The 26,191-nt window shown below is 57.4% G+C and carries 24 protein-coding genes; 12 read left to right on the forward strand and 12 right to left on the reverse strand.

Annotation, left to right across the window (positions count from 1 at the left end; translation table 11 throughout):
- Positions 1-84: 84 nt before the first annotated feature.
- Together ACIGG6_RS05685 and ACIGG6_RS05690 are read right to left on the reverse strand one after the other, a co-directional pair.
- Complete coding sequence (locus ACIGG6_RS05685) at positions 85-291, reverse strand: cold-shock protein (RefSeq protein WP_009095703.1); 207 nt, start codon at positions 289-291, stop codon at positions 85-87.
- A gap of 222 nt (positions 292-513) precedes the next feature.
- Positions 514-729 (reverse strand): TIGR02450 family Trp-rich protein, encoded by a 216-nt coding sequence (locus ACIGG6_RS05690; RefSeq protein WP_399843030.1) that lies wholly within the window; start codon positions 727-729, stop codon positions 514-516.
- A 199-nt stretch (positions 730-928) separates the two neighbouring features.
- Between ACIGG6_RS05690 and ACIGG6_RS05695 the strand changes: the two genes are divergently transcribed.
- Complete coding sequence (locus ACIGG6_RS05695; RefSeq protein ID WP_044629800.1) at positions 929-2,194, forward strand: dicarboxylate/amino acid:cation symporter; 1,266 nt, start codon at positions 929-931, stop codon at positions 2,192-2,194.
- Positions 2,195-2,223: 29 nt separating this feature from the next.
- Positions 2,224-2,700 (forward strand): nucleoside deaminase, encoded by a 477-nt coding sequence (locus tag ACIGG6_RS05700; RefSeq protein WP_399843033.1) that lies wholly within the window; start codon positions 2,224-2,226, stop codon positions 2,698-2,700.
- A gap of 88 nt (positions 2,701-2,788) precedes the next feature.
- Here the strand turns inward: ACIGG6_RS05700 and ACIGG6_RS05705 are convergent, their stop codons facing one another.
- Positions 2,789-2,962: a YqaE/Pmp3 family membrane protein gene (locus ACIGG6_RS05705; RefSeq protein ID WP_044629799.1), complete on the reverse strand. Its 174-nt coding sequence runs from the start codon at positions 2,960-2,962 to the stop codon at positions 2,789-2,791.
- Positions 2,963-3,148: 186 nt separating this feature from the next.
- On the opposite strand from ACIGG6_RS05705, the gene ACIGG6_RS05710 reads away from it, so the two are divergent.
- Positions 3,149-5,191, forward strand: coding sequence for a TonB-dependent receptor family protein (locus ACIGG6_RS05710; protein ID WP_399843036.1), 2,043 nt, complete (start codon positions 3,149-3,151; stop codon positions 5,189-5,191).
- 223 nt (positions 5,192-5,414) lie between these two features.
- Here ACIGG6_RS05710 and ACIGG6_RS05715 read toward each other — a convergent pair whose 3' ends face one another.
- The 3 genes from ACIGG6_RS05715 to ACIGG6_RS05725 all read right to left on the reverse strand — a co-directional run bounded on the left by ACIGG6_RS05715 (position 5,415) and on the right by ACIGG6_RS05725 (position 9,861).
- Positions 5,415-8,003 carry a membrane-bound PQQ-dependent dehydrogenase, glucose/quinate/shikimate family gene (locus ACIGG6_RS05715; protein ID WP_399843039.1) on the reverse strand — a complete coding sequence of 863 codons (2,589 nt, stop codon included), beginning with the start codon at positions 8,001-8,003 and terminating at the stop codon, positions 5,415-5,417.
- A 276-nt stretch (positions 8,004-8,279) separates the two neighbouring features.
- Complete coding sequence (locus ACIGG6_RS05720; protein ID WP_399843041.1) at positions 8,280-9,281, reverse strand: NADP-dependent oxidoreductase; 1,002 nt, start codon at positions 9,279-9,281, stop codon at positions 8,280-8,282.
- A 187-nt stretch (positions 9,282-9,468) separates the two neighbouring features.
- Positions 9,469-9,861 carry a septal ring lytic transglycosylase RlpA family protein gene (locus ACIGG6_RS05725; protein ID WP_399843044.1) on the reverse strand — a complete coding sequence of 131 codons (393 nt, stop codon included), beginning with the start codon at positions 9,859-9,861 and terminating at the stop codon, positions 9,469-9,471.
- A gap of 333 nt (positions 9,862-10,194) precedes the next feature.
- On the opposite strand from ACIGG6_RS05725, the gene ACIGG6_RS05730 reads away from it, so the two are divergent.
- The 3 genes from ACIGG6_RS05730 to ACIGG6_RS05740 all read left to right on the forward strand — a co-directional run bounded on the left by ACIGG6_RS05730 (position 10,195) and on the right by ACIGG6_RS05740 (position 13,154).
- The gene (locus tag ACIGG6_RS05730) at positions 10,195-11,637 is read left to right on the forward strand and encodes a hypothetical protein (protein ID WP_399843046.1); all 1,443 of its coding nucleotides are present in this window, start codon (positions 10,195-10,197) and stop codon (positions 11,635-11,637) included.
- Between the two features lie 119 nt (positions 11,638-11,756).
- Positions 11,757-12,554, forward strand: a complete 798-nt coding sequence (locus tag ACIGG6_RS05735) for an RsiV family protein (RefSeq protein WP_399843048.1) — start codon at positions 11,757-11,759, stop codon at positions 12,552-12,554.
- A 111-nt stretch (positions 12,555-12,665) separates the two neighbouring features.
- Positions 12,666-13,154: an NUDIX domain-containing protein gene (locus ACIGG6_RS05740; RefSeq protein ID WP_399843050.1), complete on the forward strand. Its 489-nt coding sequence runs from the start codon at positions 12,666-12,668 to the stop codon at positions 13,152-13,154.
- Here ACIGG6_RS05740 and ACIGG6_RS05745 read toward each other — a convergent pair.
- A complete protein-coding gene (locus ACIGG6_RS05745; RefSeq protein WP_399843053.1) occupies positions 13,137-14,015 on the reverse strand; it encodes a DMT family transporter in 879 nt (292 codons plus the stop codon). The two genes, ACIGG6_RS05740 and ACIGG6_RS05745, sit on opposite strands and share 18 nt — an antisense overlap.
- A gap of 141 nt (positions 14,016-14,156) precedes the next feature.
- Between ACIGG6_RS05745 and ACIGG6_RS05750 the strand changes: the two genes are divergently transcribed.
- Positions 14,157-15,029 (forward strand): LysR substrate-binding domain-containing protein, encoded by an 873-nt coding sequence (locus tag ACIGG6_RS05750; protein WP_399843056.1) that lies wholly within the window; start codon positions 14,157-14,159, stop codon positions 15,027-15,029.
- Between the two features lie 88 nt (positions 15,030-15,117).
- Positions 15,118-15,675, forward strand: a complete 558-nt coding sequence (locus ACIGG6_RS05755; protein ID WP_044628957.1) for a cytochrome b — start codon at positions 15,118-15,120, stop codon at positions 15,673-15,675.
- Between the two features lie 161 nt (positions 15,676-15,836).
- On the opposite strand, the gene ACIGG6_RS05760 is transcribed toward ACIGG6_RS05755, so the two are convergent.
- Positions 15,837-16,703: a LysR family transcriptional regulator ArgP gene (locus tag ACIGG6_RS05760; protein WP_399843059.1), complete on the reverse strand. Its 867-nt coding sequence runs from the start codon at positions 16,701-16,703 to the stop codon at positions 15,837-15,839.
- Positions 16,704-16,859: 156 nt separating this feature from the next.
- Here ACIGG6_RS05760 and ACIGG6_RS05765 point away from each other — a divergent pair, with 156 nt between their 5' ends.
- On the forward strand, positions 16,860-18,515 hold the full coding sequence (locus tag ACIGG6_RS05765) for a multidrug ABC transporter permease/ATP-binding protein (protein ID WP_399843061.1): 1,656 nt from the start codon (positions 16,860-16,862) through the stop codon (positions 18,513-18,515).
- Between the two features lie 8 nt (positions 18,516-18,523).
- Here ACIGG6_RS05765 and fhuF read toward each other — a convergent pair whose 3' ends face one another.
- The 3 genes from fhuF to ACIGG6_RS05780 all read right to left on the reverse strand — a co-directional run bounded on the left by fhuF (position 18,524) and on the right by ACIGG6_RS05780 (position 20,827).
- Positions 18,524-19,297: a siderophore-iron reductase FhuF gene (fhuF, locus tag ACIGG6_RS05770; protein ID WP_399843064.1), complete on the reverse strand. Its 774-nt coding sequence runs from the start codon at positions 19,295-19,297 to the stop codon at positions 18,524-18,526.
- Between the two features lie 111 nt (positions 19,298-19,408).
- The gene (locus tag ACIGG6_RS05775) at positions 19,409-20,176 is read right to left on the reverse strand and encodes an ATP-binding cassette domain-containing protein (protein WP_399843067.1); all 768 of its coding nucleotides are present in this window, start codon (positions 20,174-20,176) and stop codon (positions 19,409-19,411) included.
- Between the two features lie 66 nt (positions 20,177-20,242).
- A complete protein-coding gene (locus tag ACIGG6_RS05780; protein WP_399843070.1) occupies positions 20,243-20,827 on the reverse strand; it encodes a cytochrome b in 585 nt (194 codons plus the stop codon).
- 170 nt (positions 20,828-20,997) lie between these two features.
- Between ACIGG6_RS05780 and fhuB the strand changes: the two genes are divergently transcribed.
- On the forward strand, positions 20,998-22,968 hold the full coding sequence (fhuB, locus tag ACIGG6_RS05785; protein WP_399843259.1) for a Fe(3+)-hydroxamate ABC transporter permease FhuB: 1,971 nt from the start codon (positions 20,998-21,000) through the stop codon (positions 22,966-22,968).
- A 117-nt stretch (positions 22,969-23,085) separates the two neighbouring features.
- A complete protein-coding gene (locus ACIGG6_RS05790) occupies positions 23,086-23,697 on the forward strand; it encodes a LysE/ArgO family amino acid transporter (RefSeq protein WP_399843072.1) in 612 nt (203 codons plus the stop codon).
- Positions 23,698-23,712: 15 nt separating this feature from the next.
- On the opposite strand, the gene ltaE is transcribed toward ACIGG6_RS05790, so the two are convergent.
- Positions 23,713-24,720 (reverse strand): low-specificity L-threonine aldolase, encoded by a 1,008-nt coding sequence (gene ltaE, locus ACIGG6_RS05795; RefSeq protein WP_399843073.1) that lies wholly within the window; start codon positions 24,718-24,720, stop codon positions 23,713-23,715.
- Positions 24,721-24,877: 157 nt separating this feature from the next.
- On the opposite strand from ltaE, the gene ACIGG6_RS05800 reads away from it, so the two are divergent.
- Positions 24,878-26,083, forward strand: coding sequence for an NAD(P)/FAD-dependent oxidoreductase (locus ACIGG6_RS05800; RefSeq protein ID WP_399843076.1), 1,206 nt, complete (start codon positions 24,878-24,880; stop codon positions 26,081-26,083).
- Positions 26,084-26,191 lie beyond the last annotated feature (108 nt).

Below are 26,191 nucleotides of genomic sequence, written 5' to 3' on the forward strand. Positions count from 1 at the left end.
CGAGGCGGGCCTTTCTGTTCGAACCGTTCACCTAATGGGTGAGGGTTCTAGCAAACTTTTCAGTGCTATCTAAGAAGATAGGACTTAGGAGATTTGCTTGATGTTAGAAGCCTGAAGGCCTTTTTTACCCTGGGTAACGTCGAAAGAGACGTTAGCGCCTTCCTGAAGGGTTTTGAAGCCGTCAGACTGAATTTCGGAGAAGTGTGCAAACAGATCGTCGCCACCGTCAGAAGGAGCGATGAAACCGAAGCCTTTGGTGTCGTTAAACCATTTAACTGTGCCAGTTGCCATTGTGTAAATCCTTTCGCGCTAATGCGCCGTAATAAAATTCCTGGTATTACCCAGATGAAGTAGCGGGTGAAACAAGGAATACAATATCAGGCTGCCGAAAAAGATCGTACACTTCTGAAACCATGCTGCTTGCTAACCAACTGACGCTACAGTGTCATGCTTCTTAGCCTAGGTCAAAGCCTTTCTGCATTTATTTTCATAGGGCAGGGAGTGGTAGGTTCGCTACTTCCAACCCATTTTCCAGGTGCTATCGTCTTTTAGCGCTTGCCATGCCAGCGTTGTTTCCCGGTGGGAGTGAACCGCTTCTAGTACCACGTCTACTACGTTTTCATTTTCATCACGCAGTAGTTTAGTCACGATAAAGTGCTTTTCTTTATTGCGTGGCGTTATGGAAGTCCATTTGCTGTGGTGGAGCTTGTTAGGGTTGATCGTATTCATGATGGCTCCTGTCAATAGTGTTGAGGAGGGGCACGCCGTCTGCCCTAGCTAAAGTGGCGGGAGACTCCATGCTAAGCTATTTAGTCGGCGTAATGGAGCTCAAGCAAACGCCACGCTGGTTTGGCAACCCGCGATGATGCTACATGACGTGGTTTTCCATTGATTTATACCAACCTGATTTAAACCAACAGGGCATTCAATGACATATTTATGGAAGCGCTACCTTCAAGCGTCACTCATTTTGCGCGTCACCATTGCGCTGGTGATGGGGGTTCTGGTGGGTATTGTGGGCGGTGACTGGGTGGCCGTTTGGCTAGCACCGCTGGGTGATTTACTGCTTCGTCTCCTCACCTTCCTCATCGTGCCGATTGTACTGTTTACACTCATGGTAGGGGTGAATCAGTCGCGGGAAGGCAGTGCCGGGCGCGTTGGCGGCAAGGTGTTTATTTACTACTTGGCCTCTTCTGCATTCGCCATTGTGGTGGGCCTAACCGTGGCAACGCTATTTAGCCCAGGCAGCGGCATGACGCTCAACGACAGCGCGAGCTTCTCGGTACCCGAGAATCCCGGTGTGGTCGATGCGCTGCTCAATATCGTGCCGGGCAATATCGTGGCCGCCTTTGCCGAACTCAATATGCTGGGCATCATCTTTACCGCGCTGGTGTTCGGGATTGCGCTGCTGAAAATGCGCCAATCCGAGCAGCAGCACGCGCTTGGCGAGCAGCTTTATCAAGTTATTGAAGGGTTAAACGAGGTGACCCTGAAAGTGATGTCGGGGGTGCTGCATTTTGTGCCCATTGGCGTCTTTGCCATTGTTGCTGAAACGGTGAGCCAGCAGGGGATGGAAACGCTTCTTTCGTTGGGTGACATGGTGATGGTGCTGTACATCGCACTCGGCGCACAGCTGTTGATCTACTGCGCGGTGATGCTGCTGTTTGGCGTGAAGTTACGCAGCTTTTTTGGTGAGGCGCGCACGCCGATGGCCACCGCGTTTGCAACCCAAAGCAGCTCCGGCACACTGCCTGTCACGATTAACGCCGCGCAGCGTTTAGGCATCCCGAAAAGCATTTATGGCTTTAGCCTGCCGCTGGGAGCAACGCTCAATATGGACGGTGCCGCCATCCGTATTGCCATTTCAGCGGTGTTTGCCGCCAACGTGATTGGCGCGCCTCTGGATTTGATGAGCATGGTGCAGATTGTGCTGATCGGCACGCTGGTCACGGTAGGCACGGCAGGGGTGCCGGGGGCGGGCATTATCATGATTGCCACCGTGTTTGCTCAAGTAGGCCTGCCCATTGAAACCGTGGCGCTATTAACCGCCATTGATGCCCTGGTAGGCATGGGTGCAACGGCGCTGAATGTCACGGGAGACTTGGTCGGCACGACTGTGATTGCCCGAAGTGAAGGGCATACGCTGGCTGAAGCGCCTGATGAAGAAGGCGGCCACGCGGTGGAGAACGGCTAATCCGTATTCAGACGATAGGGGAGGTCAGTATGGTTTACGATCATGAGTATCGCTACTTAGAACGCGCCGTGGCGCTGGCAGAAGAGGCGCTCAACGCCGGTGATGAACCCTTTGGCAGCGTATTAGTCAGCGCCCAGGGCGAGATACTGGCGGAAGACCGCAACCGTATTGCCGGAGGCGACGCCACGCAGCACCCTGAGTTTGCGTTAGCCCGCTGGGCAGCCAATCACCTGTCACCAGAAGCGCGTGCGGCCGCCACGGTGTATACCTCCGGGGAGCACTGCCCCATGTGTGCGGCAGCCCATGGCTGGGTAGGGTTGGGGCGGATCGTTTACGTCAGCTCGACCAAGCAGCTAGGGCAGTGGTTGGCCGAGTGGGGCGTAGCACCGCCGCCGGTGGCTACGCTGCCGATCAACGACGTAGTGCCAGGGCTTGCGGTAGATGGCCCGGTGCCAGGGTTGGACGAGCAAGTACACGCGTTGCATCGACGCCTGCACGGCAAGTAGCTACGCCGTTTCAACCAGAGTTAAACGAAAACGCCGCCTTGCGCAATGCAAGGCGGCGTTTGTTAAACTAATGACGCAATGAGAGAGGCTAGTGCTTCAATATGACGTAGAAGGCGTGAATGATGCCTGGAATGAAGCCAAAGAGCGTCAGCAGGATATTGAGCCAAAAGTGTCCTTTGAAACCGACCTCAAAAAACACCCCTAGCGGGGGAAAGATAACCGCAAAAATCATCTTGATCGGGTCAGTCGCGGTAAACGCCATGTAGCCTCCTTTGCTTACACCGTTAGTATAATGTTGCCCAGCCGCCAGTGTAGAACTAATCCCTACACTTGGCTAATTAGTCACTCCATCATACGACTACCATTTTTCGTAGCCGTTCCCCGATGAACGTCATAACGTTGAGCGCTCACTGATGATTCATTGGGATTTTTCATTGGAAAGGATGCCATGACTCGCTATCTCCCTCCTTCATTATTGTTACTCAGCACCGCTTTTGCCGCCCCCGTATGGGCACAAACCGATACAGAAGCCGTACTGCCCACTGTAGAAGTCAGCGCACCGCGCTTGGCGCGTGAGCTTTACGCCACGCCTGCTGCGGTCTCGACGATAGATCAAGACGCCATTGCCCAAGGCCAGCAGCGGGTGCGTTTGGATGAGTCGCTCAACCGGGTGCCGGGCGTTTTCCTGCAGAACCGCGATAATTTTGCCCAGGGGCAGCGTATTTCGATTCGCGGCTTTGGTGCCCGCGCACCGTTTGGGGTGCGTGGCATTACGGTGATGGTGGACGGTATTCCTTACACGCTGCCGGATGGGCAGGCCCAGCTAGATGCGATTGATTTGGATAGCGCTGAGCGTATTGAGGTCATTCGTGGGCCGTCCGCGGTGCTCTACGGCAACGCTGCGGGTGGCGTGATCGACATCACCACCGCCGATGGACGCGACAACCCCGGCACTCGGCTGCGCATGGGCGCCGGTAGCGATGGCTACCAGAAAATGGCGCTGCAAAATGGCGGCGTGCAGGGGGATTGGTCGCACCATATCAGCCTCACTGCGCTGAACGTAGATGGCTACCGGGAGCAGAGTTCCACCGAGAAGTATCTGCTCAATGCCAAGCTGCGCCGTGAGCTGGGCAGCGATCGGGCACTCACTGCCATCATCAACTTGCTGGATAATCCCCGCTCGGAAGACCCCGGCGCGCTCAACGCCCGCGAGGTTGCCGAAGGGCGCGACCAAGCCGCACCGAACTCGCTGGCGCTGGATGCCGGTCAAACCGTCGACCAGCAGTTGATTGGCCTTCAATACGAGGATTTGTCCGCAGGAGGGGGCGAGCTGTACCTGAAAGGCTTTATCGCTCAGCGGGATTTTGAGCAACAGCTACCGTTCGTGGGCAGCAGCCGCCTGGGCTATCAGCGCGATTACATGGGAGCCAGCGCCGAGTATCACCACGAGGTAACGCTAGGCAGCCTGCCGCTGAATTACATCGTTGGGGTGGATGCCGCACGCCAGAAAGATGACCGCTTCCGCAACGATGTGAATCCCCAAGGGGAGGTGGGCGAGCCCCTCGCCGATGAAACCCAAACCGCGACCTCCACTGGCGTGTTTGCCCAGGGGTATTTAGTGCTGTCGGAGCCTCTGACACTGTCGTTGGGCGCGCGGTTTGACCGGGTAGACCTTGATGTCGACGACGATTTTGCCGCCGACGGTGACCAGAGCGGCCAACGCACCTTTAACGAGTGGAGCGGTTCTGCCGGGCTGAGTTACCGCTACCGCCCGCAGCATCAAGCGTATATCAATACCGGTACCGCCTTTGAGACGCCGACGTTCTCTGAGTTTGCCAACCCCGCTGGCGGTGGTTTCAACCCCAGCGTAGAGCCGCAAAAAGCCTGGAACCGTGAAGTGGGGCTGCGCGGTTATATCGAGCCGCTGGCACTGGATTACGATGTAGCGCTCTTCTCCGTCCGTGTGCGCGATGAGCTGGTGCCCTACGACGAAGGCGGCCGCACGTTCTACCAGAACGCCGGGGATACCAACCGTGATGGTGTCGAGTTGGCGCTGGGGTGGCAGTTGGCCGACCAGTGGCGCTTGGACAGTGCGCTGACCCTGGCGCGCTACGAGTTCGACGAGTTTGCCACTCCTTCTGAACGCTTCGATGGCAACCGCATTCCCGGCCTGCCGGAACAAACCTGGGTGAACCAGCTAACGTGGGAGAACCTCGACGAGCGCTTCGCCACGCTAGAGACCGAATACGTCGGTGACTTGGTGGCCGATAACGCCAACGAGACATCGGTGGATAGCTACTGGCTGGTGAACCTGCGGGTAGGCGACGGCTGGCAGCTGAGCCAACAGACTCGGCTAAGCGCTTATGTGGGCCTGCGAAATCTGCTGGATGAAGAGCACTACTCCAATGTGCGCTTGAACGGCACCTTTGGGCGCTTTTATGAACCCGCTCCAGGGCGCAGCGTTTATGGTGGCGTAGAGTTGAGTTTTTAATCAGAAAAAATCGATGTTATCGCTTGGTGTGCCTACGATCTGAGTAACCCTAGGCGGGGGCGCTGTGAATCCCTCCTTGGACGCTACTTTCGCCATCCATGGCGAAAGACCCCCGCTACGGGCTACTCAGATCGTCTCACCTTAAGTGCGTGAATGACCTTAATGAAAACGGGCGGCCAATGGCCGCCCGTTTTCTATCTAGCTGACTCCGTGGAGCTAGCGGTTACTCGGGTAATGCGTAGCCAATCACGTAGTCACCCATCTTGGTGCCAAAGGTACCGTGACCACCGGCCGTCACCACCACGTACTGGCGGCCATCGGCGCCGGTATAGGTCATCGGCGTGGCCTGACCACCGGCGGGTAAGCGCGCTTTGTACAGCTCTTCACCCGTGGTGATGTCGTAGCCGCGCAGGTACTGGTCCAGCGTGCCGCTCAAGAAAGAGACGCCGCCAGAGGTGGTCAGCGGGCCGCCCAGCGCAGGAACGCCCACGTTCAACCCAATCGGCAGGCCAAAGGGCATGCTGTCGCGGGTGGTACCGTTGCGATGTTTCCACACCACTTCTGCATCCTGCAGGTCAATACCTGCCACATCGCCCCAGGAGGGCGCTTGGCAGGGTAAGCCCAGTACGGAAAGCAGCGGGCCTAGCTCTACCGCATAGGGCGCGCCTTCGTTGGGCTGTAGGCCCTGCTCGCTGGCGGAGCCTTGGCCCTCTTGCACTTGGTCACGAGGCACTAGCGTAGAAACAAACGCAAGATACTTCGCTCCGGTAAACAGTGCCTGGCGCTCAGGATCCACCGCAACGCCACCCCAGTTCATTACCCCCACATTACCCGGGTAGACGATGCTGCCTTCCAAGGAGGGCGGCGTGTACTGGCCTTCGTAGCGCAGCGAGCGGAACTGGATACGACACATCATCTGATCGAACGGTGACGCGCCCCACATATCCCGCTCGGTGAGCGGCGGCGGCAGCAGGTTCAGTGCCGAGCGTGGCTGCGTTTCTGCGGTCCAGTCGCCTTCGATAGCCCCTTGCGGTGCGGGCACTTCTTCGATCGGCACGATGGGCTTGCCGGTTTCCCGGTTGAGCACGTAGAGGCTGCCCTGCTTGGTGGGCTGAATGACGGCGGGCTGGGTGCCGTTTTCAGTTGCTAGGTCGATCAGAACCGGCTGAGCCGGGGTGTCCATATCCCACAGGTCGTGGTGAACGAACTGGTAGACCCAGGCCACTTGGCCGTCGTCCAAATTCAGCGCTACGAGCCCTGCGCTGTAGGTTTCATCGTTTTCAGAGCGGTCAGCGCCGTACTGGTCCGGGGTAGCATTGCCCATGGGCAGATACACGAGCCCCAATTCTTCATCGACGCTGATCGGTGCCCACACGTTGGGAGAGCCGCGGGTATAGGTTTCTCCCTCTTCGAGTGGGGCGGTGTCGTCTGGGTTGCCGCTGTCCCAGTTCCACACCAGCTCGCCGGTATGCACGTCGAAGGCACGAATCACGCCGGACGGCTCGTCGATGGAGCTGTTGTCGGTGACGTGGCCGCCCAAAATGACCAAGTCTTCCGTCACCGTGGCCGGAGAGGTGGAGTAGTAGCCGCCAGGGGAGAACTCGCCAATGTTATTGGTGAGATCCACTTCGCCGTTGTTGCCAAAGCTTTCGCAGCGCTCGCCGGTATCGGCATTCAGCGCAATCAGGCGGGCATCGGCAGTGGGTAAGTAGAGCCTGCGCGGGCACATTACGTCCGTGGCGCTGAGCATGGCCGCTTCACCGCCGTCATCGGACGCTGGGCTGTCGCCTAGGCCGCTGATGAAGAGCAGGAAGGCCAGGTCCAGGTCGAACTGGCTGCCGTCATCAAACAGCACGCGAGCGGCGGCCGCGCCGTCTTCCGCAGGCGTCGTGCCATCGTTAGCGCTGCTGTCGGTGTTGTCAGCGTCGTCGTTCGAGGCTTCGTCGTTAGAAGAAGCGTAGTTAGCGGCATCGTAGTTAGCAGCATCATAGTAGGCGAGACCGCGGCAGGTCATGTGTGCCCAGCCGGAGAAGTCGTCTGCGCCCATGGTGCTGATATTGGGATCAAACTCCCAAAGGGTTTCGCCGGTTTCCGGTGACAGCGCCATGGCACGGCTATGCGATGTGCAGATATACAGGCTGTCGTTGACTTTCAGCGGCGTGTTCTGGTTGGTAATTTCCGGCGGGGCGTTGGGGCCGGGTTCATCGCCGGTTTGGATGCGCCACACTTCTTCCAATTCACCAACGTTCTCGGGCGTGATTTGGTCGAGTGACGAGTAGTGGGTGCCGGCATTGGTACCGCCGTAGGCAGGCCAGTCGTCGCCCGCGACCTGGGCTGGGTTGACGGCCTCGGTGCTATTGGCGGACTCGATGGTGCCTTCCACCGTGCCTGGGTAGCTAAACTGGCTGGCAATAGCAACGATGATCGCCGCGCCAATACTGGCCATGAGCGCCAAGCTGCCACCCCGCGAGTTGAGCGGTTTGCGCCACCACGGCAGCAGCATGATGATGCCGATGAGACAGGGAATGGCGACCCTAGGTACCAGTTGCCACCAATCCAGCCCGACTTCCCAAAGTGCCCACACCAGGGTGGCGAACAAAATGAGGGCGTACAGCCAAAGTGCCGCCCCTTTGCGCAAGGCCAGCAGCAGCCCGGCCACTACTAAGCCCGCCCCAGCGATCAAGTAGTAGGCGCTACCGCCTAGCATGAGCAGTTGGCCGCCACCTACGGCAAGTGCAATGCCAGCTAACGCCAGCAGCAAACCCAGCACCAAGGCTGGCCATTTGCCGCGAGCACGCGTGTGTTCATCCATGAGGTAAACCCCTCTTAACAACGAGTTGATGCCGCTTAACCGACAAGGTCTGCGGCGGCTCCACAACGTGCCCTAACCCATCGGCAGGGCCGATGGGTTAAAACACACATTGATTAGCTGTGATTTTAATAATCAATTCGCTTTTGGTCTAATACTTTGCTGGCTAATCGATACCAATGCCAAAAGCCGCGCTACTCAACATAGCGCGGCTAGAAGGGAGGGGAAGCGATGATAGGTAGATTTAACCTAGCGTAACCTGCCTGGGGGGAGGGCGTATCAGTTCAGCTTAACCAGCATTTTACCGGTGTTGCCCCCCTCAAAGAGCGCCAGGAAGGCATCGGGCGTATTGTCGAGTCCCTCTTTAACGGTCTCTTTGTAGTCCAGCTTGCCATCGGCGACCTGCGGCGCGACCTCGTTCAAAAAGTAGCGGTAGCTGGACCAGTGATCGGCCACGATGAACCCTTGCATTTTGGCCTTACGAACCACGAGCTGCGAGAGGTTATTTGGCCCCGGCGTGGGCGCTTCGGCGTTGTAGCTGTCGATCATGCCGCAGACGGCAATGCGCGCTCCCTCGTTGAGCTGGCTGAGCGCCGCTTCGAGGCAGATACCACCTACGTTCTCAAAATAGACGTCGATGCCGTTGGGGCTGGCGAGCTTGATGGCATCGCTCAATTCTTGCGCGCTGCGGTCACGGTAGCTGACCGGCTCGACGCCGAGGGATTCCAACCAAGCAAGCTTATGGGCAGCGCCCGCGATGCCCACCACGTGGCAGCCTTTCGCTTTTGCTAGCTGTACGGCTAAGGAGCCCACTGCGCCGCTGGCAGCACTGACGAGGACATTATCGCCCGGTTTGCACTCGGCGATCAGGTTAAGGCCTGTCCAGGCGGTCATGCCGGGCATGCCGAGCACTCCTAGGTAGGCTTGGTCGGGCACGTTCGTGTCGGGAAGGGCCGTTACGCTGTCCCCCGGCAACTGTGCGACATCGCGCCAGCCGCCCATATGGCTCACCTTATCGCCTACTTTCAAGCTGGAGTGGTTCGAGGCGATGACTTCACCAATCGCACCGCCCTCCATGGGCTTGCCAAGCTCGAAGGGGGCGACGTAGGTGTGCACGCCGCTCATACGACCACGCATGTAAGGGTCGACCGAGAGCCAGTGGTTGCGAATACGCACTTCGCCCTCTTCTAACTCGGGTAACGCTTGGCTCTCCAGGGAGAATAGCTCGCGCTTGGGTAAGCCGGTCGGGTAGTCGGTGAGGGTATAAAAATGAGATTGCATGGCTGCCTCCTGCATTGAAGTAAACGTAACGTTCCTTGCAGGGTAGAGACCATTAGCACGCTTGCAAGTTCGCCAGACGTTCACACCAAAAAAAACGGCCCGAACGGGCCGCTTTGCTCAGCAGGGGTTGCCCTGGGGCAACGCTGATCGTTTAAGGGGTATCACACGCTTGCGGGTGTGTTATCCGTTAATCTACCAGAGTGATCATCACGGGGGCCGTCCCTCGGCGAATCATACCGAGTGCCCGCGCTGCCCGCTTGGAAAGGTCGATGATGCGTCCTTTGACGAACGGACCGCGATCATTGATCAGTACTTCCACTTCTTGCCCGGTATCCGGGCGGGTGACCAGCACTTTGGTGCCGAAGGGCAGGCTAGGATGCGCTGCGGTCAGTGCCTGCTGGTCGAAGGGCTCGCCACTAGCGGTGGTGGCCCCTTGAAAGCGATCGCTGTAAAACGAAGCGACGCCTGCTTGTAACTCGGTATTTGACTCTGTTTGGCTGGCAACTGCCTGATTTGCGGTGAAAAGCAGGAGTAATATCGCCAAACAGCTCGTTCGGATAATACGTTTATGGGCTCCCATAGGAGTACCTCAGTGGTTCGTAAAGCGGATTCCACATTCATCGATGAGGTGCCAGATAGGCGTAAGGATAGTAGCTTGCGATATGGGAGTCGGCAAGCTTTAAGAAGATCGGCGCAATTGGCCGCATAATTTCACTTTTTATCACATGCCGGTATGCCCTTGCGTTTCAGTGAGTTATGCCGTTCCCATGAAGCCAGTTAATGATGATATTTGTGCGGTGCAATATTTTTCATTAAACGCTCACTTTAACTCGTTTAGCGCCATATAATTCATGTACGACATCACTGCGCTCTACTGCTGACCACTATCTCGCCAATGAACAAGGATGCACCCATGGCTAAGTCTTCCTCTCTTACTCTTTTGATTGTGGCGGTGGGCGGCGTTGCCGTTGGCTACTTTGCCGCGCAAGCGTTACCCAACCAAGCGGCCGCTATGGAAGAGCCTGTAGCAGAAACTGCCGCTGAGCAGGACACTACGCCTGCTGCGCTACAAGGCCTGGATTATCTGACCTTGGGCGAGCGTGCGCGGGGTGAAATCACTTCTGCCAGCGAGCTTAACGGTAAGGATGGCAGTCGCTTCACTCGCTACGCTATTTCACTTGAAGAAGAGACATTGGTGGAAATCGCTTTAAGCGGTGCACTGAAAGGTACGGTCGCGCTGTATGACGACCAGCTCCAGCTATTGGCCAACGCTGAAACGGTACGCCACCGTATTGAAGAGGGGGGCGATTACATTGTGGTGATCAGCGGTGTTGATGCCCATAGCTATGGTCCGTTTAACGTCAACAGTCGCACCATCGAACTGAGCGATGCGGACACCATGACCGTGGGCACGCCGATTGATAGCTGGCTAAACAGCACTGCCCGCGAGGTCACGTTGACTATCGAAGAAGCGGGCATGTATCAGATCGAAATGCGGGCGGATGATTTTGATGCTTATCTAGAGCTGGAAGGCCCCAATAATTACTACCGCGAAGATGATGACAGCGCGGGTAATTTAAACGCACGTATTTCCGACTTCCTCGCCCCAGGTGAATACACGTTAACCGCACGCACCGCCTATGGCGACGGCAGCGGTCTGTTCACCTTGATGGCCGAGCCGCGAGAGCTGCCGGGAGATGGCGAGCTGCGCAACGATGGCACCGTAACACCTAACGAGACGTTGAGCGGCTGGTACAGCGGCCAAGACGTGACGTATGACCTAGAGATTGACCAAGCGGGCATGTATCAGATCGACATGAGCTCCAGCGATGTAGATGCCTATTTGGTACTCGAAGGCCCCAACGGCTACTACCGTGAAGATGACGATAGCGCCGGTAATTTGGATGCGCGGATCGCTGATTTTCTCGCGCCGGGCACTTACCAGCTAACGGCTAGAACCGCCTACGGCACCGACAGCGGGCTGTTCACTCTGGCTATTGAACCACGTGACCTGCCGAACGATGTCGAACTACGCAACGAAGGCGCGCTCACTCCCGATGAAACGCTCAATGGCTGGTACAGTGGTGAAGCGCTCACCTATCAGCTCACGTTAGAAGAAAGCTCTCTCGTCACGCTGAGCATGAGTTCTAGTGACTTTGATACTTACCTTGAACTGTACGGTGAAGGAGTGTCCTATACTGACGACGACAGCGGCGGTGGTACTAATGCCCGTTTAGAACAGGCGCTGCTACCCGGCACCTATACCGTTAGCGCGCGGGGCTTTAGTGCAAGTGGCAGCGGCATGTTTGAATTGCAAGTGAGTGCTGAACCCACCGAAATGCAGCCAGATACCTAAACGTAAAGCTCATTCTTTCACGCTTCATACCAGCGCCCTTGCGTGTAACCGCAGGGGCGTTGCCGTTTTACTATGATCAACTAGCCTAATAAGGGTGAGTGATCCACAAGGAGGTTATTATGCCGCGCTTTTTCAGAACGTTAGGAGTGGGTCTATCACTCGTAGGGATATTACTGTTGGGCGGCTGCTTAGCCGCTGATACATCACCCACCAAGCCGCTCACACTGGCATCCCTGGCCGTTGAAAAGCAGTATATTGCACCTGACTGCCAAGGTGAGCAGTGCACAACAGTGACGATCTCTGCACTAGAGTTTCCTCAATCACCGGCGTTAAGCGAAGCGCTACAAACCCGCTTGCTGACGCTGGGAATGTCGATCAGTGAAGAGGCCGCCCAGCCTGCTGAAAGCTGGGAAGGTTATGCAGAGCGTTTTTTCGCGCTCGCTGAAGAGGATAACCGTACAGCGCCAGGCAACATGACCAGTGAAGCGCTGTTGGAAGCGACGATTCACGCGCGTCACCACGACCTCTTAGTGGTCGAGCTGAATAGCTATGTCTACCACGCAGGCCAAGCCCATGGGCTACCTCTGACGGAATACATGGTCATTGACGAGCGGGAGCGGCGCGTAGTTGAAGCGGATGAGATGCTGCTAGACGGCCAGGAGGCGGCATTCGATGCACTGCTGGTACAGGCACATCAGCGCTGGATAGGTGAGATGGGCTTCGATGATCAGTTTACTGCCAACTGGCCGCTTAGCCAGAGCCACAATATTGCCCCGCTGGAAAATAGTTGGGAAGTTACCTACAACGTTTATGAGATAGCCCCTTATGCCGTTGGTCAGCCCACGCTCACCATTCCACTTGAAGCGTTAGAGGGCGTCGCCAAACCGCGCTACTTGGGTCGGGGAGGTGATGAGTAGATAGGGAGCGCCGCGCGTAAGTGCCCTAAACCAGCTATGTTTAAACCAGCTCACCGAAACGCCATCATGGGTGAGCTGGTTTTATCTATCACTAATAGGCATGGATCGCTTATGACACCTAACAATACAGTACGTCGGCTAGTACGCCTGCTGGCGGTTGACCCTGAAGGCCGCCTGCTGTTGAAACGTTACGACTCGCCTACTCACTCCGCCCAGTGGTTACCCTTAGGGGGCGAGTTGTTAAGCGATGAAGATTATCCCGCAGCGGCAATGCGCTTGTTACACGAAGAAGCCGAGCTAAGCTGTCCCCTTGGGCCGTTACTGAGGCAACGTGACCTCACTGAACAGTCAGACTACTCAGTAGAAGAGCGCTTTTTCCTAGTACGTTGCCCTAGCGTTCAAGACAGTGATCAAAAGAGCACTCAGGGGGAGCTTTTGCTAACGGCAGCCAGCGGCGCTGAGCCTCTTTATCAGTGGTGGCCGCTGGCCGAGATGCAGTGCACCGATTCAGAAGAGTTTTCCCCCTCTTGGCTACCTGAGCTACTGGCCAGTGTGCTATTTAGCGAAATGATGATGCCGACCTCAACGGCTCGCCTTTAAACAACCCACAGCCACCAGCAGGGCGGCTGTGGGTAGGCGCCAGTCAAAGACGCTTACCCCGGCAAGTACGAGCAGTAAGGCCGCCAGGATAGGCACACCATAGGCCAAGCTGCCCACTAAGCTTGCTTGACCAAAGCGCAGCGCTTTATCCCAGGCCACCATAGCAATGCCATATGGGCCCAATCCCAACGCGATACCTGCTAGCAGCGCTTCACCGCGGGGTAGAGAGGCACTGCTTTCCAATAGTAGGCTTGCCGCGCAGGTGATCGCACAGGCCACTAATAGTAAACGCGGCAGCAACGGTGTTAAAGAAACCGGTGCTGCCTGCCCAAGCCAGGAATAAAGCGCCCAGCAGAAGGCGGCGAGCAGTGCCAAACCATAGCCGGATACAGCGCCTCCAAAACTACCATTCAGCGCTTGGGGCAGCAGCAGAAGCGCTGCGCCTGAAAAGGCAATTAGCGCGCCAGCCACACTAGCCCACCTCAGGCGACCCCAGCGGCTCCATTGGCTCAATAGCACAAATAGCACCGGCCACGTGTAGGTAATCAACGCCGCTTCGGCGGCGGGGGCAAAGCGCATACCGATGAAGTAGCTGCTAACGGCCCCTACAATCAGCAACGGAGTACCCAGCCATACGCTTAATTGCCAGCCGAGCGAGCACGTTTTTACCGACACACGGCGGCTCAGCGGCAGCGTGGTCAGCGCACCTGCCAACAGCGTAAGTGCGGTTAGCTGCAAAGGAGCGGCGGCACGGGCAAACTCCGCCAGCAGCGGCGCAATGCTCCACAGCGTCACCGCCACCAAGGCGGCGCAGACGCTGAATTTCGGGGATATGACTACTGGGGAGTGAATGGGATGCATGACGCGCCTCCTGGAGCCTTCAGTGATCCAAACTTTGAAGAGGACCAAGTCTTGTAATGATCCTATGCCGCGCAGCATACTCATCACCCACTCATCAAGATAACGATCTTTTATGATCAATATCATCAACAATGGTGATATATGCGCGTACCCACGTTTGACTTAACGCTGTTGCGAACGCTAGTGGCGATTGCGGATACCGGAAGCGTGACCGCAGCGGCGAAACGGCTGGCCTATACGCAGTCCACGGTAAGTATGCAGCTACAGCGGTTAGAGGCGCAGTTAGCGGTCAGCCTGCACGAGCGAGATGGGCGGCGGCTGCGCTTTACCGCAGAAGGTGAGCGCTTACTTGCCCACGCGCGAAGGCTGCTTGCACTCAACGATGAGGCCTGGAGCGATATGCAGGCCCGCCAGATTACCGGCGATCTCACCCTCGGCATTCCTGAGGATTATGCCTCGCTGCTACCGTCGGTATTTGCCTACTTTCACCAGCTCTATCCGGCGGTGGGATTAACCGTTAAGTGCGGCACCAGTGCTCATTTGGTCGAGCAAGTGAAAGCCTCGGAACTGGATCTTGCACTGGTAACGCGCCAGCGCAACTCCCCAGGGGGCGATGTAATTCGTCGTGAGCCGCTGGTCTGGGCGGTAGGGGTGCACCAGCAGCCATCATTGAGCGACCCTATTCCGCTAGCGCTATATTCCCCAGGGGCGGATGTGTTTCGTGAGGTGGCGGAGCAGGCCTTACAGGCCGCCGGGCGGGATTGGCGAGTGGCTTACACTAGCCAGTCTATGGCGGGGCTTGCGCCGATTGTGACGGCAGGGTTGGCAGTGGTGGTTGTGACGCGGAGTATGCTCACACCTACGCTGCGACCGTTAGATGAGAGTAGCGGGCTGCCTGCTTTGCCGATGATTGAGCTGGCGTTGCACCGTGCGCCGCACCGGCCTTCAGAGCCAGCTCGACGGCTGGGTGAATTGATTCGCGAACAGCTAGCGGCTCCCAGCGAAGCGTTATAAGGTATGTCATTACCTAACAATCATTTTTCTATCGTGACGCCGCTGAACTAAGCTAACGGTGACGACGCTACTGGGCAGGGAGTTTTGAATGCACGAGTTAGATCACTATATCTACCCACATCGGGTGCTGCACTGGCTGGTAGCACTGGCGGTGCTGCTATCGCTAGCGAGTGGCTTAACCCTTGGGTTTTTGGGCTATGAACGTACTGTAGCGCTCGTCGGGAATACGCTGACCAACCTACTTTATACTAGCCATAAGACCCTGGGCGTCACGATTTTGCTGCTGATGACGCTGCGCATTATTACCCGAATTGCCTTTGTAGTACCGGATCACGATCCGCCCCTGAATGCCTTTGAGCGCATTGTGAGCACCAGCGTGCACCATTTGCTCTATGTGGGGCTGGTCGTTATGCCGCTCCTCGGCTGGGCAGCCACCGCCACAGGCGGTTTTCCGGTGGAGTTTTTCCACTGGCATTTGCCAGGGCTACTAGGTAAGAATGAGGCGCTCTCGGAAACGCTGTTTATGTGGCACGAGCGTGTAGGTTGGGCACTGGTGGTGCTGATTACGCTGCATGTGGCTGGCGCGCTGTTTCATTGGCGAATTAAGCGCGATAACGTGATGAAGCGCATGAGCCTGTTTGATTAAATCGCTGCCTACGCATCTTCTAAGTCACGCTGAACCATAGCCATAAAAACGGGTGGTTTGGCGTGCTTTTTCCGTACCCATAAGCTGCCGTTGGAGAGTAATGGGGCTGCTCTGGTTCCTTGAGTGTAGGCCTCTTTTTAGAGCCTTGAGTAAACATGATGTTAAAGCGTGAGATGGCTCAGCCTTTCCGTGAGCCGCTGAATCAGCTGCCCGCTGTGACGCCAAAAGTGCCAGTAGAGCGGTACGGTTAATCTGTGCCCCGGCGCGATACTCACCAGTTGGCCTGCTTGCAACTGTTCGGCAGCTTGGCGCTGCGGAATCATGCCGTATCCAATGCCCGCCATGGCCAAACGCACGAAGCCCTCTGAAGAAGGGCACAAATGGTAGGGAAAGTGCCCCTGGTAGCCGCACTGGGCCAAAAACTGGTGCTGTAGCTGGTCGTGGGGGCCAAAGACGATAGCGGGGGCTTTTTGAAAGGCCTCTGCGCTCGGGCCTGCCGGAAAAAAGTGTGCGGCATAGCTGGGCGATGCCAGCGGTTGATAAGACATATCCCCCACGTGTAGGCAGCGGGCACCGGCAATAGGGTTGGGTGTGGCGCATAGGCAGGCGGCAACATCGCCATCCCGCAGGCGCTTCAACCCCACGTCCTGGTCTTCAATGACCAAATCCAGCAGCACCTCTTCCGTTTGGCAGATATCCGCCACGGCGTCGGCCCACCAGGTCACCACGCTATCGGCATTCAGGGCAATGCGTAGCCTTGGCGCGGCTTTTTCTAGAGAGGGAAGAGCATCGTGTAAATCGCGCTCCAAGAGCTGCACCTGCTGGTAATGAGCCAATAATCGCTGGCCGGCAGGCGTGGGCGCGAGAGTGGGGTGGCGCACCAGCACCGGCTGGCCCAAGCGAATTTCCAGCGCTTTTACCCGTTGAGAGATGGCTGATTGCGAAAGGCCCATCACGTCGCCTGCTCGCTCGAAGCCGCCGCACTCCACCACGGTGGCCAGTGCATGCAGTAATTTGTAATCCACCATGGCGTTCTCTCTGTTGTTGGCTAGGGCAGTTAACCAACCCCGCAACGGTGAGTAAAGGCATGCACATCACGTTGCGTAAATGAAAATCAGTCTCTTTGTTTGACTTGCCGGGGAAGTGCGTCACAATTCGCCGCTTATGTGTAAAGGGGATGCAGCATGGAATTATTGCGGGTGGTTTTTCGTCACTACCGCTGGCCGTTTCTAGGCGCACTAGCGCTGAGCCTGGTGAGTGCCGGGCTAGGGGTGGGGGTGATTGCGTTCATCAACCAGCGGCTGATCGAAGCGGGCAGCGCCCTCTCCGCATTGCCCCAGTTTTTAGGGCTATTGGCGCTGCTGCTGGCAGTCACGCTGGGTACGCAGCTAGCGCTTACCTTGCTGGGCCACTACTTCGTCTTCGACCTGCGCTCCCGGCTGGTGAAGCGGATTCTGGATACCGATATCGAACGGTTAGAGCAGCTTGGTAACGCCACGCTGCTGGCAAGTCTTTCAAGCGATGTGCGTAATATCACCATCGGTTTTGTGCGCTTACCTGAGCTGGTGCAGGGCGTAGTGCTGACGCTGGCCTCAGTGGCGTACCTTGCGTGGCTCTCGCCGCAGATGGTGGTGATTACCGTGCTGTGGATGGCCTTCACTATGGGCGTTGGCTGGGTGCTAGTGTCGAAGGTGTATCGCCACTTTCATCAGGTGCGCGAAAGCGAGGATCGGCTGTATAAGGATTATCAATCGGCGATTGAGGGCCGCAAAGAGTTGGCGCTTAACCGTGACCGCGCGCGGCGCTTTTTTGATGAATCCTACACGGATAACGCAAAAGCGTATCGACACCATATTATTCGCGCAGACACCTACCATCTCAGCGCCAATAACTGGTCCAATATCATGATGCTGGGCGCTATTGGCGTGGTGTTCTTCATGGCCAACGTGCTGGGCTGGGCAAGCTCGGCGGTGGCAGCCACCTTTGCTCTAACCCTGCTGTTTTTACGCACGCCCTTGATTCAGGCCGTGGGCGCATGGCCCACGTTAATCAGCGCCCAAGTGGCGTTCGATAAACTAGCAAGCCTAGAGCTGGCCGAGTACCAGCCGGGCTTCGAGGTGGAAGATCGTTTCCATGGCTGGCAGCGCTTAACGCTCACCAACGTGGTGTATCGCTACACGCCGTCCTCTGGGGGAGAAGGTTTCCAGGTGGGGCCGTTGAACCTCACCCTAATCCGTGGCGAGCAGGTGTTTCTGATTGGCGGTAACGGCAGCGGTAAATCGACGCTGGCGCGCCTGCTTTCAGGGTTGTACCGCCCGCAAAGTGGCCAAATTAGTGTGGATGGCAAAGAGCTTAGCCCGCCAGAGTGGGCTGCGTTTCGGGCGCGTTTTGCTAGCGTCTTTACCGATTTTCACCAGTTCGACCAAGCCATGGGGCCGGGCGGCAACGCGGCCGACCCGGTACTGGTCGCGACCTGGCTTGAGCGGCTGCAGATGCAGCATAAGCTTGAATGGCAAGATGACCGGGTGGTGAATACGCAGCTCTCGCAAGGGCAGCGTAAGCGCTTGGCACTGCTGCTGGCGATTGCCGAAGAGCGGGATATTTTGCTGCTGGATGAGTGGGCGGCGGACCAGGACCCGCAGTTCAGGCGGCTGTTTTACCGCGAACTGTTACCTCACTTGAAAGCGATGGGCAAAACCGTGTTTGCCATTAGCCACGACGACAGCTACTTCGTCCATGCGGACCGCTTATTGGAGATGTCCAAGGGGCAATTGAGTGAGCTGACGGGAGAGCAGCGGGCACAGGCCAGTGAAGATGCGGTGGCGCAGATCAGCTCGTAATGGGCGGTTTATCCTTTGCGACGCGCCTGGCGGTCGCACCCTTCCAGTGGGCAATTACCACACACGTCAAACTCATCAAGCAGGTAGCGCAGGCAGCAGAGCTTGCGCACCCGCTTAACCTCTTCACTGCCGCTGGGCTGATAAGTGCGCACCGGCTCAAATAGCGGGTTGCGCTGCCCGTTGAGAGTACGCGATTCCAGCAGCGCGCGCGTGGCGGCCAGGGCTTCTTGGTTAACCAAAGGATGCGCGGCTAGGGCGTTAACGTAGTAATCCACGTAGCCACCTGCGTTGCTCCAAAATACCCGTGGTGCGGCTCCAGAAATGGCCGAGAGACGCTCGATGAGCGGTGCCCAGTGCTGCTCGATGAGCGTGGTAAAGCGCTCGGTGGTGTCCTGCGTTGTAAAGCGCTCGCCTTCATGGGGCAGCCAAAGCCCTTGAGCGCAGCCTTCCTCGTTTTGCATCACATAGAGATCGTCCAGCCCGACGGGTAGGTCGCGGTTCAGCAGCAGATGAGCCGTCAGCGTGGGAACCGTAACGGTGCTAAAGTGCCACTTCGACCAGAGCGAGGCAATGGCTCGCTTATCTCCGCCGGGGTAGCGGCTGGCGTAGCACGCCATATCCTCTTCGAGCAGCGCAGCGTTGCGCCAACGAGATGCCTTGATAGCCCCATGCGGCACCGCACCACCGATCAATGGCGGCGTAAAGTGCTCAAGCGGCCCCTGATAGCAATCAGCGAGCGTAAGTGGCATGGCGGTGTCGGGCTGGCGCAAGGCGAGAGGCATAACCGAACTCCAAGACGTGATAAGAGCACGAGGGCAGGGCGTCAGCATAAGCGATAATGCTTATCAGTTGAAGAGTTAATTGAGAACGACTCTTCTTCAAGCCGACAGCGTCTATTGAGCCACAGCAATACGGTGCTCGCCGTTAGGATGCTTCATGACTTGCATAGGCAGCCCGTAAATAGCTTCCAGTGTGGCGCTTTGCATCAAGGCATCGGGTGTGCCGTGGGCCAACAGGCGGCCGCTGTGAAGCGCCATGAGTTCATCGCAGTAGCGCGACGCCATATTAATATCGTGAAGCACGATGATCACGCCCAGATTCAGCTCATCGCAGAGCTTACGAATCAGCGCCAATACTTCCATTTGGTGGGAGATATCCAGCGCTGCGAGCGGCTCATCCAGCAGTAAAAAACGGCTGCCTTGGGCGATCAGCATAGCGAGCCACACCCGTTGGCGTTCACCGCCTGAAAGCGTATCTACCAAGCGGTCGGCGAAGGCTTCCGTGTGGGTGAGGGTAATTGCCCGCTCAATCGCGTCTTTATCTGTTTGATTATGGCGACCCAGTAGACCGTGCCAGGGGTAACGCCCAAACGCCACCAGCTCGCGTCCGGTGAGATTTTCGGCGCTGGGTAGATGCTGGGGCAGGTAGGCAACTTGGCGTGCAAACTCGCGGTTGCCCCACTCCTGTAAAGGACGTTGATCGAAGTGAATATCGCCCTCACTGACGGGCTGCTGCTGGGCCAGCAACTTAATCAACGTCGATTTGCCAGAACCGTTATGACCAATCAGGCCATACACCTTGCCTTCTTCAAAGGTGTGGTGGATAGGTTGAAGAAGGGGCTTGCCGTTGATGGCGAAGGTGGCACCCTGAACGTTAAACATGCGTCACTCCTGGCCAAGCGGACATCGCGCTAATGAAAAGCGTATTGTATCGTTAATAGTTATCATTTAGAAATCTTTCCGTGACCGTGCGCCTGCTTTTGTCATCAACGGCAGGCGTTTGTGTGCGATGGCCATCACGATATGCCCGACGACCAGCAGGAGCAGTAACCAAGAAAGAGGGCTGTGCAGCAGGTCGGCAGGGAGCATAAGCGCTGGGAGGTTGTTTTCTGCACCAGGAATCACCTCAATACCATAGACCTTGAGTGGCCAGCCGCCGGCGTGGTTTCTGATTAATCCAAGACTGGAAATCAGCATCAACAACACATAAAACAAGCCATGCACGGCGCTAGCCAGCCGGCCACGTAACGTGCGCAGCTGCCGAGGCCGCTGACCACGCTGGTTAAACCACCAGACTAATCGCGCTAAGGTGATGACCAATAGCAGTAGGCCAATCGCTCCGTGTGGCGCTAACCGTGACAGCATTAACGTCACGCTCGTTTCGCCAAACACACGCCACATGACCACGACAAAAAACTGAGTAAGCACTAATAGCGCAGTGAGCCAGTGCAGTAGACGACTGACGACACCGTAATGATGGGGAGTGTCGCGCCATGCAGTGGGCAACAGTGTAGAGGAGAGAGCAGCTTTCATAACGAGACTTAGCGGTAATGGGCGGAGCCAAGATTGTAGTGTGAATACTTATCATTTAGAATCTCGCCCTTTGATTTATTTTCTGTTTCCTCGATTGCCAAGGTCGCGCCAATGACAATGCCTGCTCGTGCCTCCGCTGTCCTCGTTGACGGGATATTGTCATGCATCTGATGGGCCGCCGTTCTCCCGCTCATATCTGCTTACTGCTGAGCTTGCCGTTGATGGTGCTGCTGGGGCTGAGCCTTCAGCAGCAGGGCGGTATCGCGCAGAGTGTTCAGGCGCTGCTGTTTCCCGCGCTCGATAACGTCGATGAGCTGCTGCTGCACTTCGCTTGGTGGCCGCGTTTTACCATTGCGCTATTAGCCGGTGGTGGTCTAGCACTGGCTGGCGTGCTAATGCAGCAGGTGCTTCGCAACCCGCTGGCATCGCCCACCACCTTGGGCGTTGCCTCGGGCGCTAACTTGGCACTGATGGTGGCCACACTATTGGCCCCTGGCGTTCTTGCGATTGGCGGTGAGTGGATTGCGCTGCTGGGTGGCGCTGCCGCTATGGGGCTGGTGTTTGCACTCTCGTGGCGGCGTGGGTTGGCGCCCATTGCGGTGGTGCTGGCGGGGTTGGTGGTCAATCTTTATCTGGGGGCGCTCTCGACGGCCCTGCTGCTGTTCAATCACGAAACCCTGGCGGGTCTGCTGATTTGGGGGGCTGGCTCCCTGGCGCAAAATGGTTGGGATGGCGTGGCGTCGTTGGCTCCCAGGCTAGCCATTTGCGGCTTGGCGGCGTGGCTGCTGCTGCGTCCTTTGGCCGTTTTAGAGTTAGACGACGCCAGCGCCAAAAGCCTGGGGATTTCGCTGAAGCATTTGCGCTTTGCCGGGTTAGGACTGGCGGTCTTTATCACCGGTAGCGTGGTGAGTGTGGTGGGTATTATCGGCTTCATTGGTTTAGCGGCTCCCAATATCGTGCGTATGGCGGGGGCACGCACGCTGCGTGCGCGCTTGCTCTGGTCGACGTTATTAGGCGCCGTGCTGTTGGCCACCACGGACCTCTTACTGCAGCGCTTTTCCGGCATGGTGGCGACGCTGATTCCCACCGGGGCCGTGACGGGCGCCTTAGGCGCACCGCTACTGATGTGGTTAATTCCGCGCCTTAAACTGCAGGGCGACCGTCCTCCCCAGGCCTCCGGCGTGGTGATCACGCGCCATGCCGCGCCCCATCGATTAGCCACTGGGCTACTGCTGGCGCTGGTGGCAGCCATGGTGGTGGGCCATTTAGTGGGGCAAGGGGCCAACGGCTGGAGCATCATCGCCCCGACGAATTGGGGGGTGATTGAGTGGCGCTTTCCGCGCGTGATGGCGGCAGCGGCCAGCGGTTTGATGCTGGCAATAGCGGGCACTATTCTGCAGCGCCTTTCGGCCAACCCCATGGCGAGCCCCGAAGTGCTGGGTATCAGCGGTGGCTGCGCCATTGCGCTGATTTTAGGCATCTACCTGCTCCCTGCCCCCAGCAATGCCATGCTGGTGGCGATAGGCACACTGGGGGCGCTGGCGACGCTGCTGGTGCTGGTAGCGCTCAACCGTAAGAGTGGCTTTGTGCCTGAGCGTTTACTGCTCAGCGGCGTAGCGATTAGCGCGCTATTCGATGCGGTGCGCAGCGTGCTGCTGGCGGGCGGTGACCCGCGCGGCCAGCAGGTTATTGCGTGGTTGGCAGGCTCTACTTATTACGTGGATGTAGGCAGCGCGCTGCTCGTAGGCAGTATTGCGGCGGGGCTTGCGTTGGTATCGCTGCCGTTCACCCGCTGGCTAGATATTATGCCGCTGGGTACCGCCACAGCGCGTTCTCTGGGCATTGGTCTGAACCGTGCGCGCCTAGCGCTACTGCTGCTGGTCGCCTTGCTCACCGCCTGCGCCACGCTAGTGGTGGGGCCGCTCTCCTTCATTGGCTTGTTGGCCCCGCATATGGCTCGGCTAATGGGCTTCTCCCGCGCCCGCCAGCACTTAGTAGGCGCTGCCTTGATTGGTATGCTGTTGATGGTGCTGGCCGACTGGGTAGGCCGTCAAATCATGTTCCCTTATGAGATTCCCGCAGGCTTAGTGGCCTCGCTGATCGGTGGGGCCTACTTTATGTGGGGGCTGCGGCGGTTATAAGCGCTCAGTGTCGATGTGCATAAGCTTTGCTAATACACCATTAGCAGGATGATTTTTCGTTATGTATGCTTTCCCTTACCCTAGCGCCTTCTTTACTCAAGCATAAGGCGAGTGGCGATGTGGGAAAGCTATCTAACGGGCTTAGTGGTTTGCGGCGGCATTATCATGGCGATTGGGGCGCAGAACGCCTATGTGCTGGGGCTGGCCATTCGCCGCGAGTATCACTGGTGGTCGGCGGGGCTGTGTATTAGCGCGGATATCATCCTGCTCACGGCCGGTATGTTTGGTGCCAGCGCGTTTTTGCTCACCATGCCCAATGCCATGGAAGCCATGCGCTGGGTAGGCGTGCTGTTTTTGAGCTGGCTGGCCGCACAGGCACTATGGCGCGCTGCCAGCGGCCGCGAAGGTTTAAAAGCCAACAGTGCCAAAGCGCGCAGCTTACGCGGCGTGTTATTGGCTACGTTGGCAGTCACGGTGCTTAACCCGCAAGTCTACCTCGATACGCTGCTGTTAATTCCCGCCATTGGCGCTCAGCAGGAGAGCGCCGGTGTGTTCGTTGCCGGAGCGTCAACGGCTTCGATTCTCTGGTTTAGCTTGCTGGCCTGGGGCGGGGCGGCGCTGTCGCCCTGGCTCTCTCGCCCCGGCGCTTGGCGCACCATCGATGGGCTGATTGGCCTGATGATGGCTGCCATCGCGGTGCACCTCGCACTCGGCTCGGCGCTGTTGTAGGGGTTGATTGACGCGTTACACCTGATCGAAGTAGCGCTTGATGATATCTAATACCTGCTCAATATCGCTGTCGCTGATATCACGATGCACCACCATACGCGTGGCGTAGAGCAGCTCTATCAGTACGCCATGCTCTTTAAGCCAAGCGGCCAGCGGCGCGACATGCGCTTTGTCGATCTGAACAAACACCATATTGGTGGCCTGTGAGGTCACCTCGATGGCGGGAAAGGCGGCCAAGCCTTCCGCCAAGCGGGCCGCACGGCGGTGATCGTGTGCCAAATCCGCTACATGGTGATCCAGCGCGTGCTGGCAGGCGGCGGCAATAATACCTGCCTGGCGCATTCCGCCTCCCACTACTTTACGCCAGCGCCGAGCGCGGTCGATCAATGCCTGAGAGCCCACCAGTGCCGAACCCATCGGCGTGCCTAACCCTTTCGAAAAGCATAGTGAAACGCTGTCGAAGGGCTGGCAAAGCTGCTTTAATGAGGTGTCCGTTGCGACAACGGCATTGAAGAGCCGGGCGCCGTCCAAGTGAGTAGCCAGCCCGTGTGCGTGTGCAAGCTCGGTGGCCTGCTGAACGTATTCGGTCGGCAGTACTTTGCCGCCAATGGTGTTTTCCAGCGCCAAGAGCCGGGTACGAGCAAAGTGAAAATCGTCGGCTTTCACGGCAGCGGCGATTTTTTCTAACGGCAGGCTGCCATCTGGGGCGTTTTCAATCGGCTGCGGCTGAATGCTGCCCAATACGGCGGCACCGCCCCCTTCATAGCGATAGGTGTGGGCGCTCTGGCCCACGATATATTCATCGCCTCGCTCGCAGTGGGCCATTAATCCCACCAGGTTGCTCTGGGTGCCGCTGGGGAATAGCAGCGCGGCTTCCTTACCAGCTCGCTCGGCCAACGTGGCTTGAAAGGCATTCACCGTCGGGTCGTCGCCCCACACATCGTCTCCTAGCGGCGCCGACATCATGGCGTCGCGCATGGCGGCGGTAGGGCGTGTCACCGTATCGCTACGTAAATCAATCATATGATTCTCTCCCGGCGGCCCTCCCGAACAGGGCACTATGGATATTAACAGCTATGGTTATCGCAGACATAGCTATCGCAAACATGGCTATCGCAAACATTGATCATCGTTTGTATAACCAACTCCTACCGCATGGCAACCTAGCATAGGCAATTAGATGGATCTTAAAAGTGGTTACCCGTTTTGGACGGTGAAAAATGGTCTGTTAACGGCTTTCCCGCAGCTTACCCACGATCACCAAACGGAAACGGTGATTATCGGTGGCGGTATTACGGGAGCGTTAATTGCCGACGAGCTAAGTCGCCACGGTCATCAAGTCGTGGTACTTGAACGCAGGGACGTAGGGTGGGGCAGTTCTGCGGCCAGTACGGCGCTGCTGCAGTACGAGATTGATACCCACATGGTGCACTTGGCCGAGCAGTACGGGGAGGCCAATGCGGTGATGGCTTATCGCAGCTGTGCCGAAGCGATTCATTCACTGGAGCGACTCGCAGCGGAACTTGGCAATGTGGCGTTTAGCCGTCAAGAGAGCCTCTATTTCGCCAGTCATGACGGCGATGTAGCGGCCTTGAAAGCGGAGCTTGCGATGCGCAAGCGCTTTGGCTTTGACGTTGTCTGGCTTGACCAGCGTGCGCTTGAATCCGGCTACGGTTTTTCAGCCCCAGGGGCGATTCTTTCCTCGCTGGCCGCCAGCATCGACCCTTACCGTATGGCGTATCATCTGCTGGAGAATGTGGTGCGGCGTGGCGGAGGTGTGTTTGATCGCACACAGGTCGAGCGGCTTGAGCCGAACGCCGAGGGTGTCGAGGTGATCTTGCGCAACGGAGCGACGCTGCGCTGCCAACAGGTGATTATCGCAGCGGGTTACGAGAGCCAGTCGTGGTTGCCTGAACAGGTAGCCGAAAATCGCAGCAGCTACGCGTTTGTCACTGACCCGTTGCCACTTGATGTGCTGGGCAAGCTAAGCCATACCCTGGTGTGGGAGTCGGCGCGGCCATATCTCTACTTACGCTCTACCCAGGATGGGCGGCTGCTCATCGGCGGTGAAGATGATGAGGAAGATATTCCGGAGCGCCGGGATGCGCGTGTGATGGAAAAAGCCCAGACGCTGGCCGCAAAGGTGGAAACGCTCTGGCCGGGTTTAAAGATCAACCCGACGTTTTGTTGGGGCGGCACCTTTGCGGAAACGGACGACGGTTTACCCTATTTCGGGCCTCATGAGGCGCTAGGGCCACGGGTACATTTTGCCATGGCCTATGGTGGCAACGGCATTACCTACAGCATGATAGGCGCACAACTGCTGCGCGCGCTCATTGAAGGCCGTCAGCACCCGTTAAGCGCGCTATTCTCATTTCAGCGGTAGTGTCTGGCCAATCACCTATCGGTAAGTAAACCGCTACACTACGAATATGGATGAATGTGTGTTTTGTCAGCAGGTGCGTCTTGCCTGCTGGTGAGCATTATGTAATTG

Source organism: Vreelandella lionensis (assembly GCF_044543515.1).
Lineage (GTDB): Bacteria > Pseudomonadota > Gammaproteobacteria > Pseudomonadales > Halomonadaceae > Vreelandella > Vreelandella lionensis.

Bases quoted from the DNA above. Each gene is read 5' to 3' on its own strand.
- ACIGG6_RS05715 (WP_399843039.1), bottom strand. From the start codon at position 8,003: ATGGATGAACACACGCGTGCTCGCGGCAAATGGCCAGCCTTGGTGCTG.
- fhuF (WP_399843064.1), bottom strand. From the start codon at position 19,297: ATGCCTCTCGCCTTGCGCCAGCCCGACACCGCCATGCCACTTACGCTC.
- ACIGG6_RS05750 (WP_399843056.1), top strand. From the start codon at position 14,157: ATGCGCGTACCCACGTTTGACTTAACGCTGTTGCGAACGCTAGTGGCG.
- ACIGG6_RS05745 (WP_399843053.1), bottom strand. From the start codon at position 14,015: ATGCATCCCATTCACTCCCCAGTAGTCATATCCCCGAAATTCAGCGTC.
- ACIGG6_RS05700 (WP_399843033.1), top strand. From the start codon at position 2,224: ATGGTTTACGATCATGAGTATCGCTACTTAGAACGCGCCGTGGCGCTG.
- ACIGG6_RS05710 (WP_399843036.1), top strand. From the start codon at position 3,149: ATGACTCGCTATCTCCCTCCTTCATTATTGTTACTCAGCACCGCTTTT.
- ACIGG6_RS05725 (WP_399843044.1), bottom strand. From the start codon at position 9,861: ATGGGAGCCCATAAACGTATTATCCGAACGAGCTGTTTGGCGATATTA.
- ACIGG6_RS05730 (WP_399843046.1), top strand. From the start codon at position 10,195: ATGGCTAAGTCTTCCTCTCTTACTCTTTTGATTGTGGCGGTGGGCGGC.
- ACIGG6_RS05690 (WP_399843030.1), bottom strand. From the start codon at position 729: ATGAATACGATCAACCCTAACAAGCTCCACCACAGCAAATGGACTTCC.
- ACIGG6_RS05685 (WP_009095703.1), bottom strand. From the start codon at position 291: ATGGCAACTGGCACAGTTAAATGGTTTAACGACACCAAAGGCTTCGGT.
- ACIGG6_RS05695 (WP_044629800.1), top strand. From the start codon at position 929: ATGACATATTTATGGAAGCGCTACCTTCAAGCGTCACTCATTTTGCGC.
- ACIGG6_RS05720 (WP_399843041.1), bottom strand. From the start codon at position 9,281: ATGCAATCTCATTTTTATACCCTCACCGACTACCCGACCGGCTTACCC.
- ACIGG6_RS05790 (WP_399843072.1), top strand. From the start codon at position 23,086: ATGTGGGAAAGCTATCTAACGGGCTTAGTGGTTTGCGGCGGCATTATC.
- ACIGG6_RS05740 (WP_399843050.1), top strand. From the start codon at position 12,666: ATGACACCTAACAATACAGTACGTCGGCTAGTACGCCTGCTGGCGGTT.
- ACIGG6_RS05765 (WP_399843061.1), top strand. From the start codon at position 16,860: ATGGAATTATTGCGGGTGGTTTTTCGTCACTACCGCTGGCCGTTTCTA.
- fhuB (WP_399843259.1), top strand. From the start codon at position 20,998: ATGGGCCGCCGTTCTCCCGCTCATATCTGCTTACTGCTGAGCTTGCCG.
- ACIGG6_RS05775 (WP_399843067.1), bottom strand. From the start codon at position 20,176: ATGTTTAACGTTCAGGGTGCCACCTTCGCCATCAACGGCAAGCCCCTT.
- ACIGG6_RS05735 (WP_399843048.1), top strand. From the start codon at position 11,757: ATGCCGCGCTTTTTCAGAACGTTAGGAGTGGGTCTATCACTCGTAGGG.
- ACIGG6_RS05800 (WP_399843076.1), top strand. From the start codon at position 24,878: ATGGATCTTAAAAGTGGTTACCCGTTTTGGACGGTGAAAAATGGTCTG.
- ltaE (WP_399843073.1), bottom strand. From the start codon at position 24,720: ATGATTGATTTACGTAGCGATACGGTGACACGCCCTACCGCCGCCATG.
- ACIGG6_RS05755 (WP_044628957.1), top strand. From the start codon at position 15,118: ATGCACGAGTTAGATCACTATATCTACCCACATCGGGTGCTGCACTGG.
- ACIGG6_RS05780 (WP_399843070.1), bottom strand. From the start codon at position 20,827: ATGAAAGCTGCTCTCTCCTCTACACTGTTGCCCACTGCATGGCGCGAC.
- ACIGG6_RS05760 (WP_399843059.1), bottom strand. From the start codon at position 16,703: ATGGTGGATTACAAATTACTGCATGCACTGGCCACCGTGGTGGAGTGC.
- ACIGG6_RS05705 (WP_044629799.1), bottom strand. From the start codon at position 2,962: ATGGCGTTTACCGCGACTGACCCGATCAAGATGATTTTTGCGGTTATC.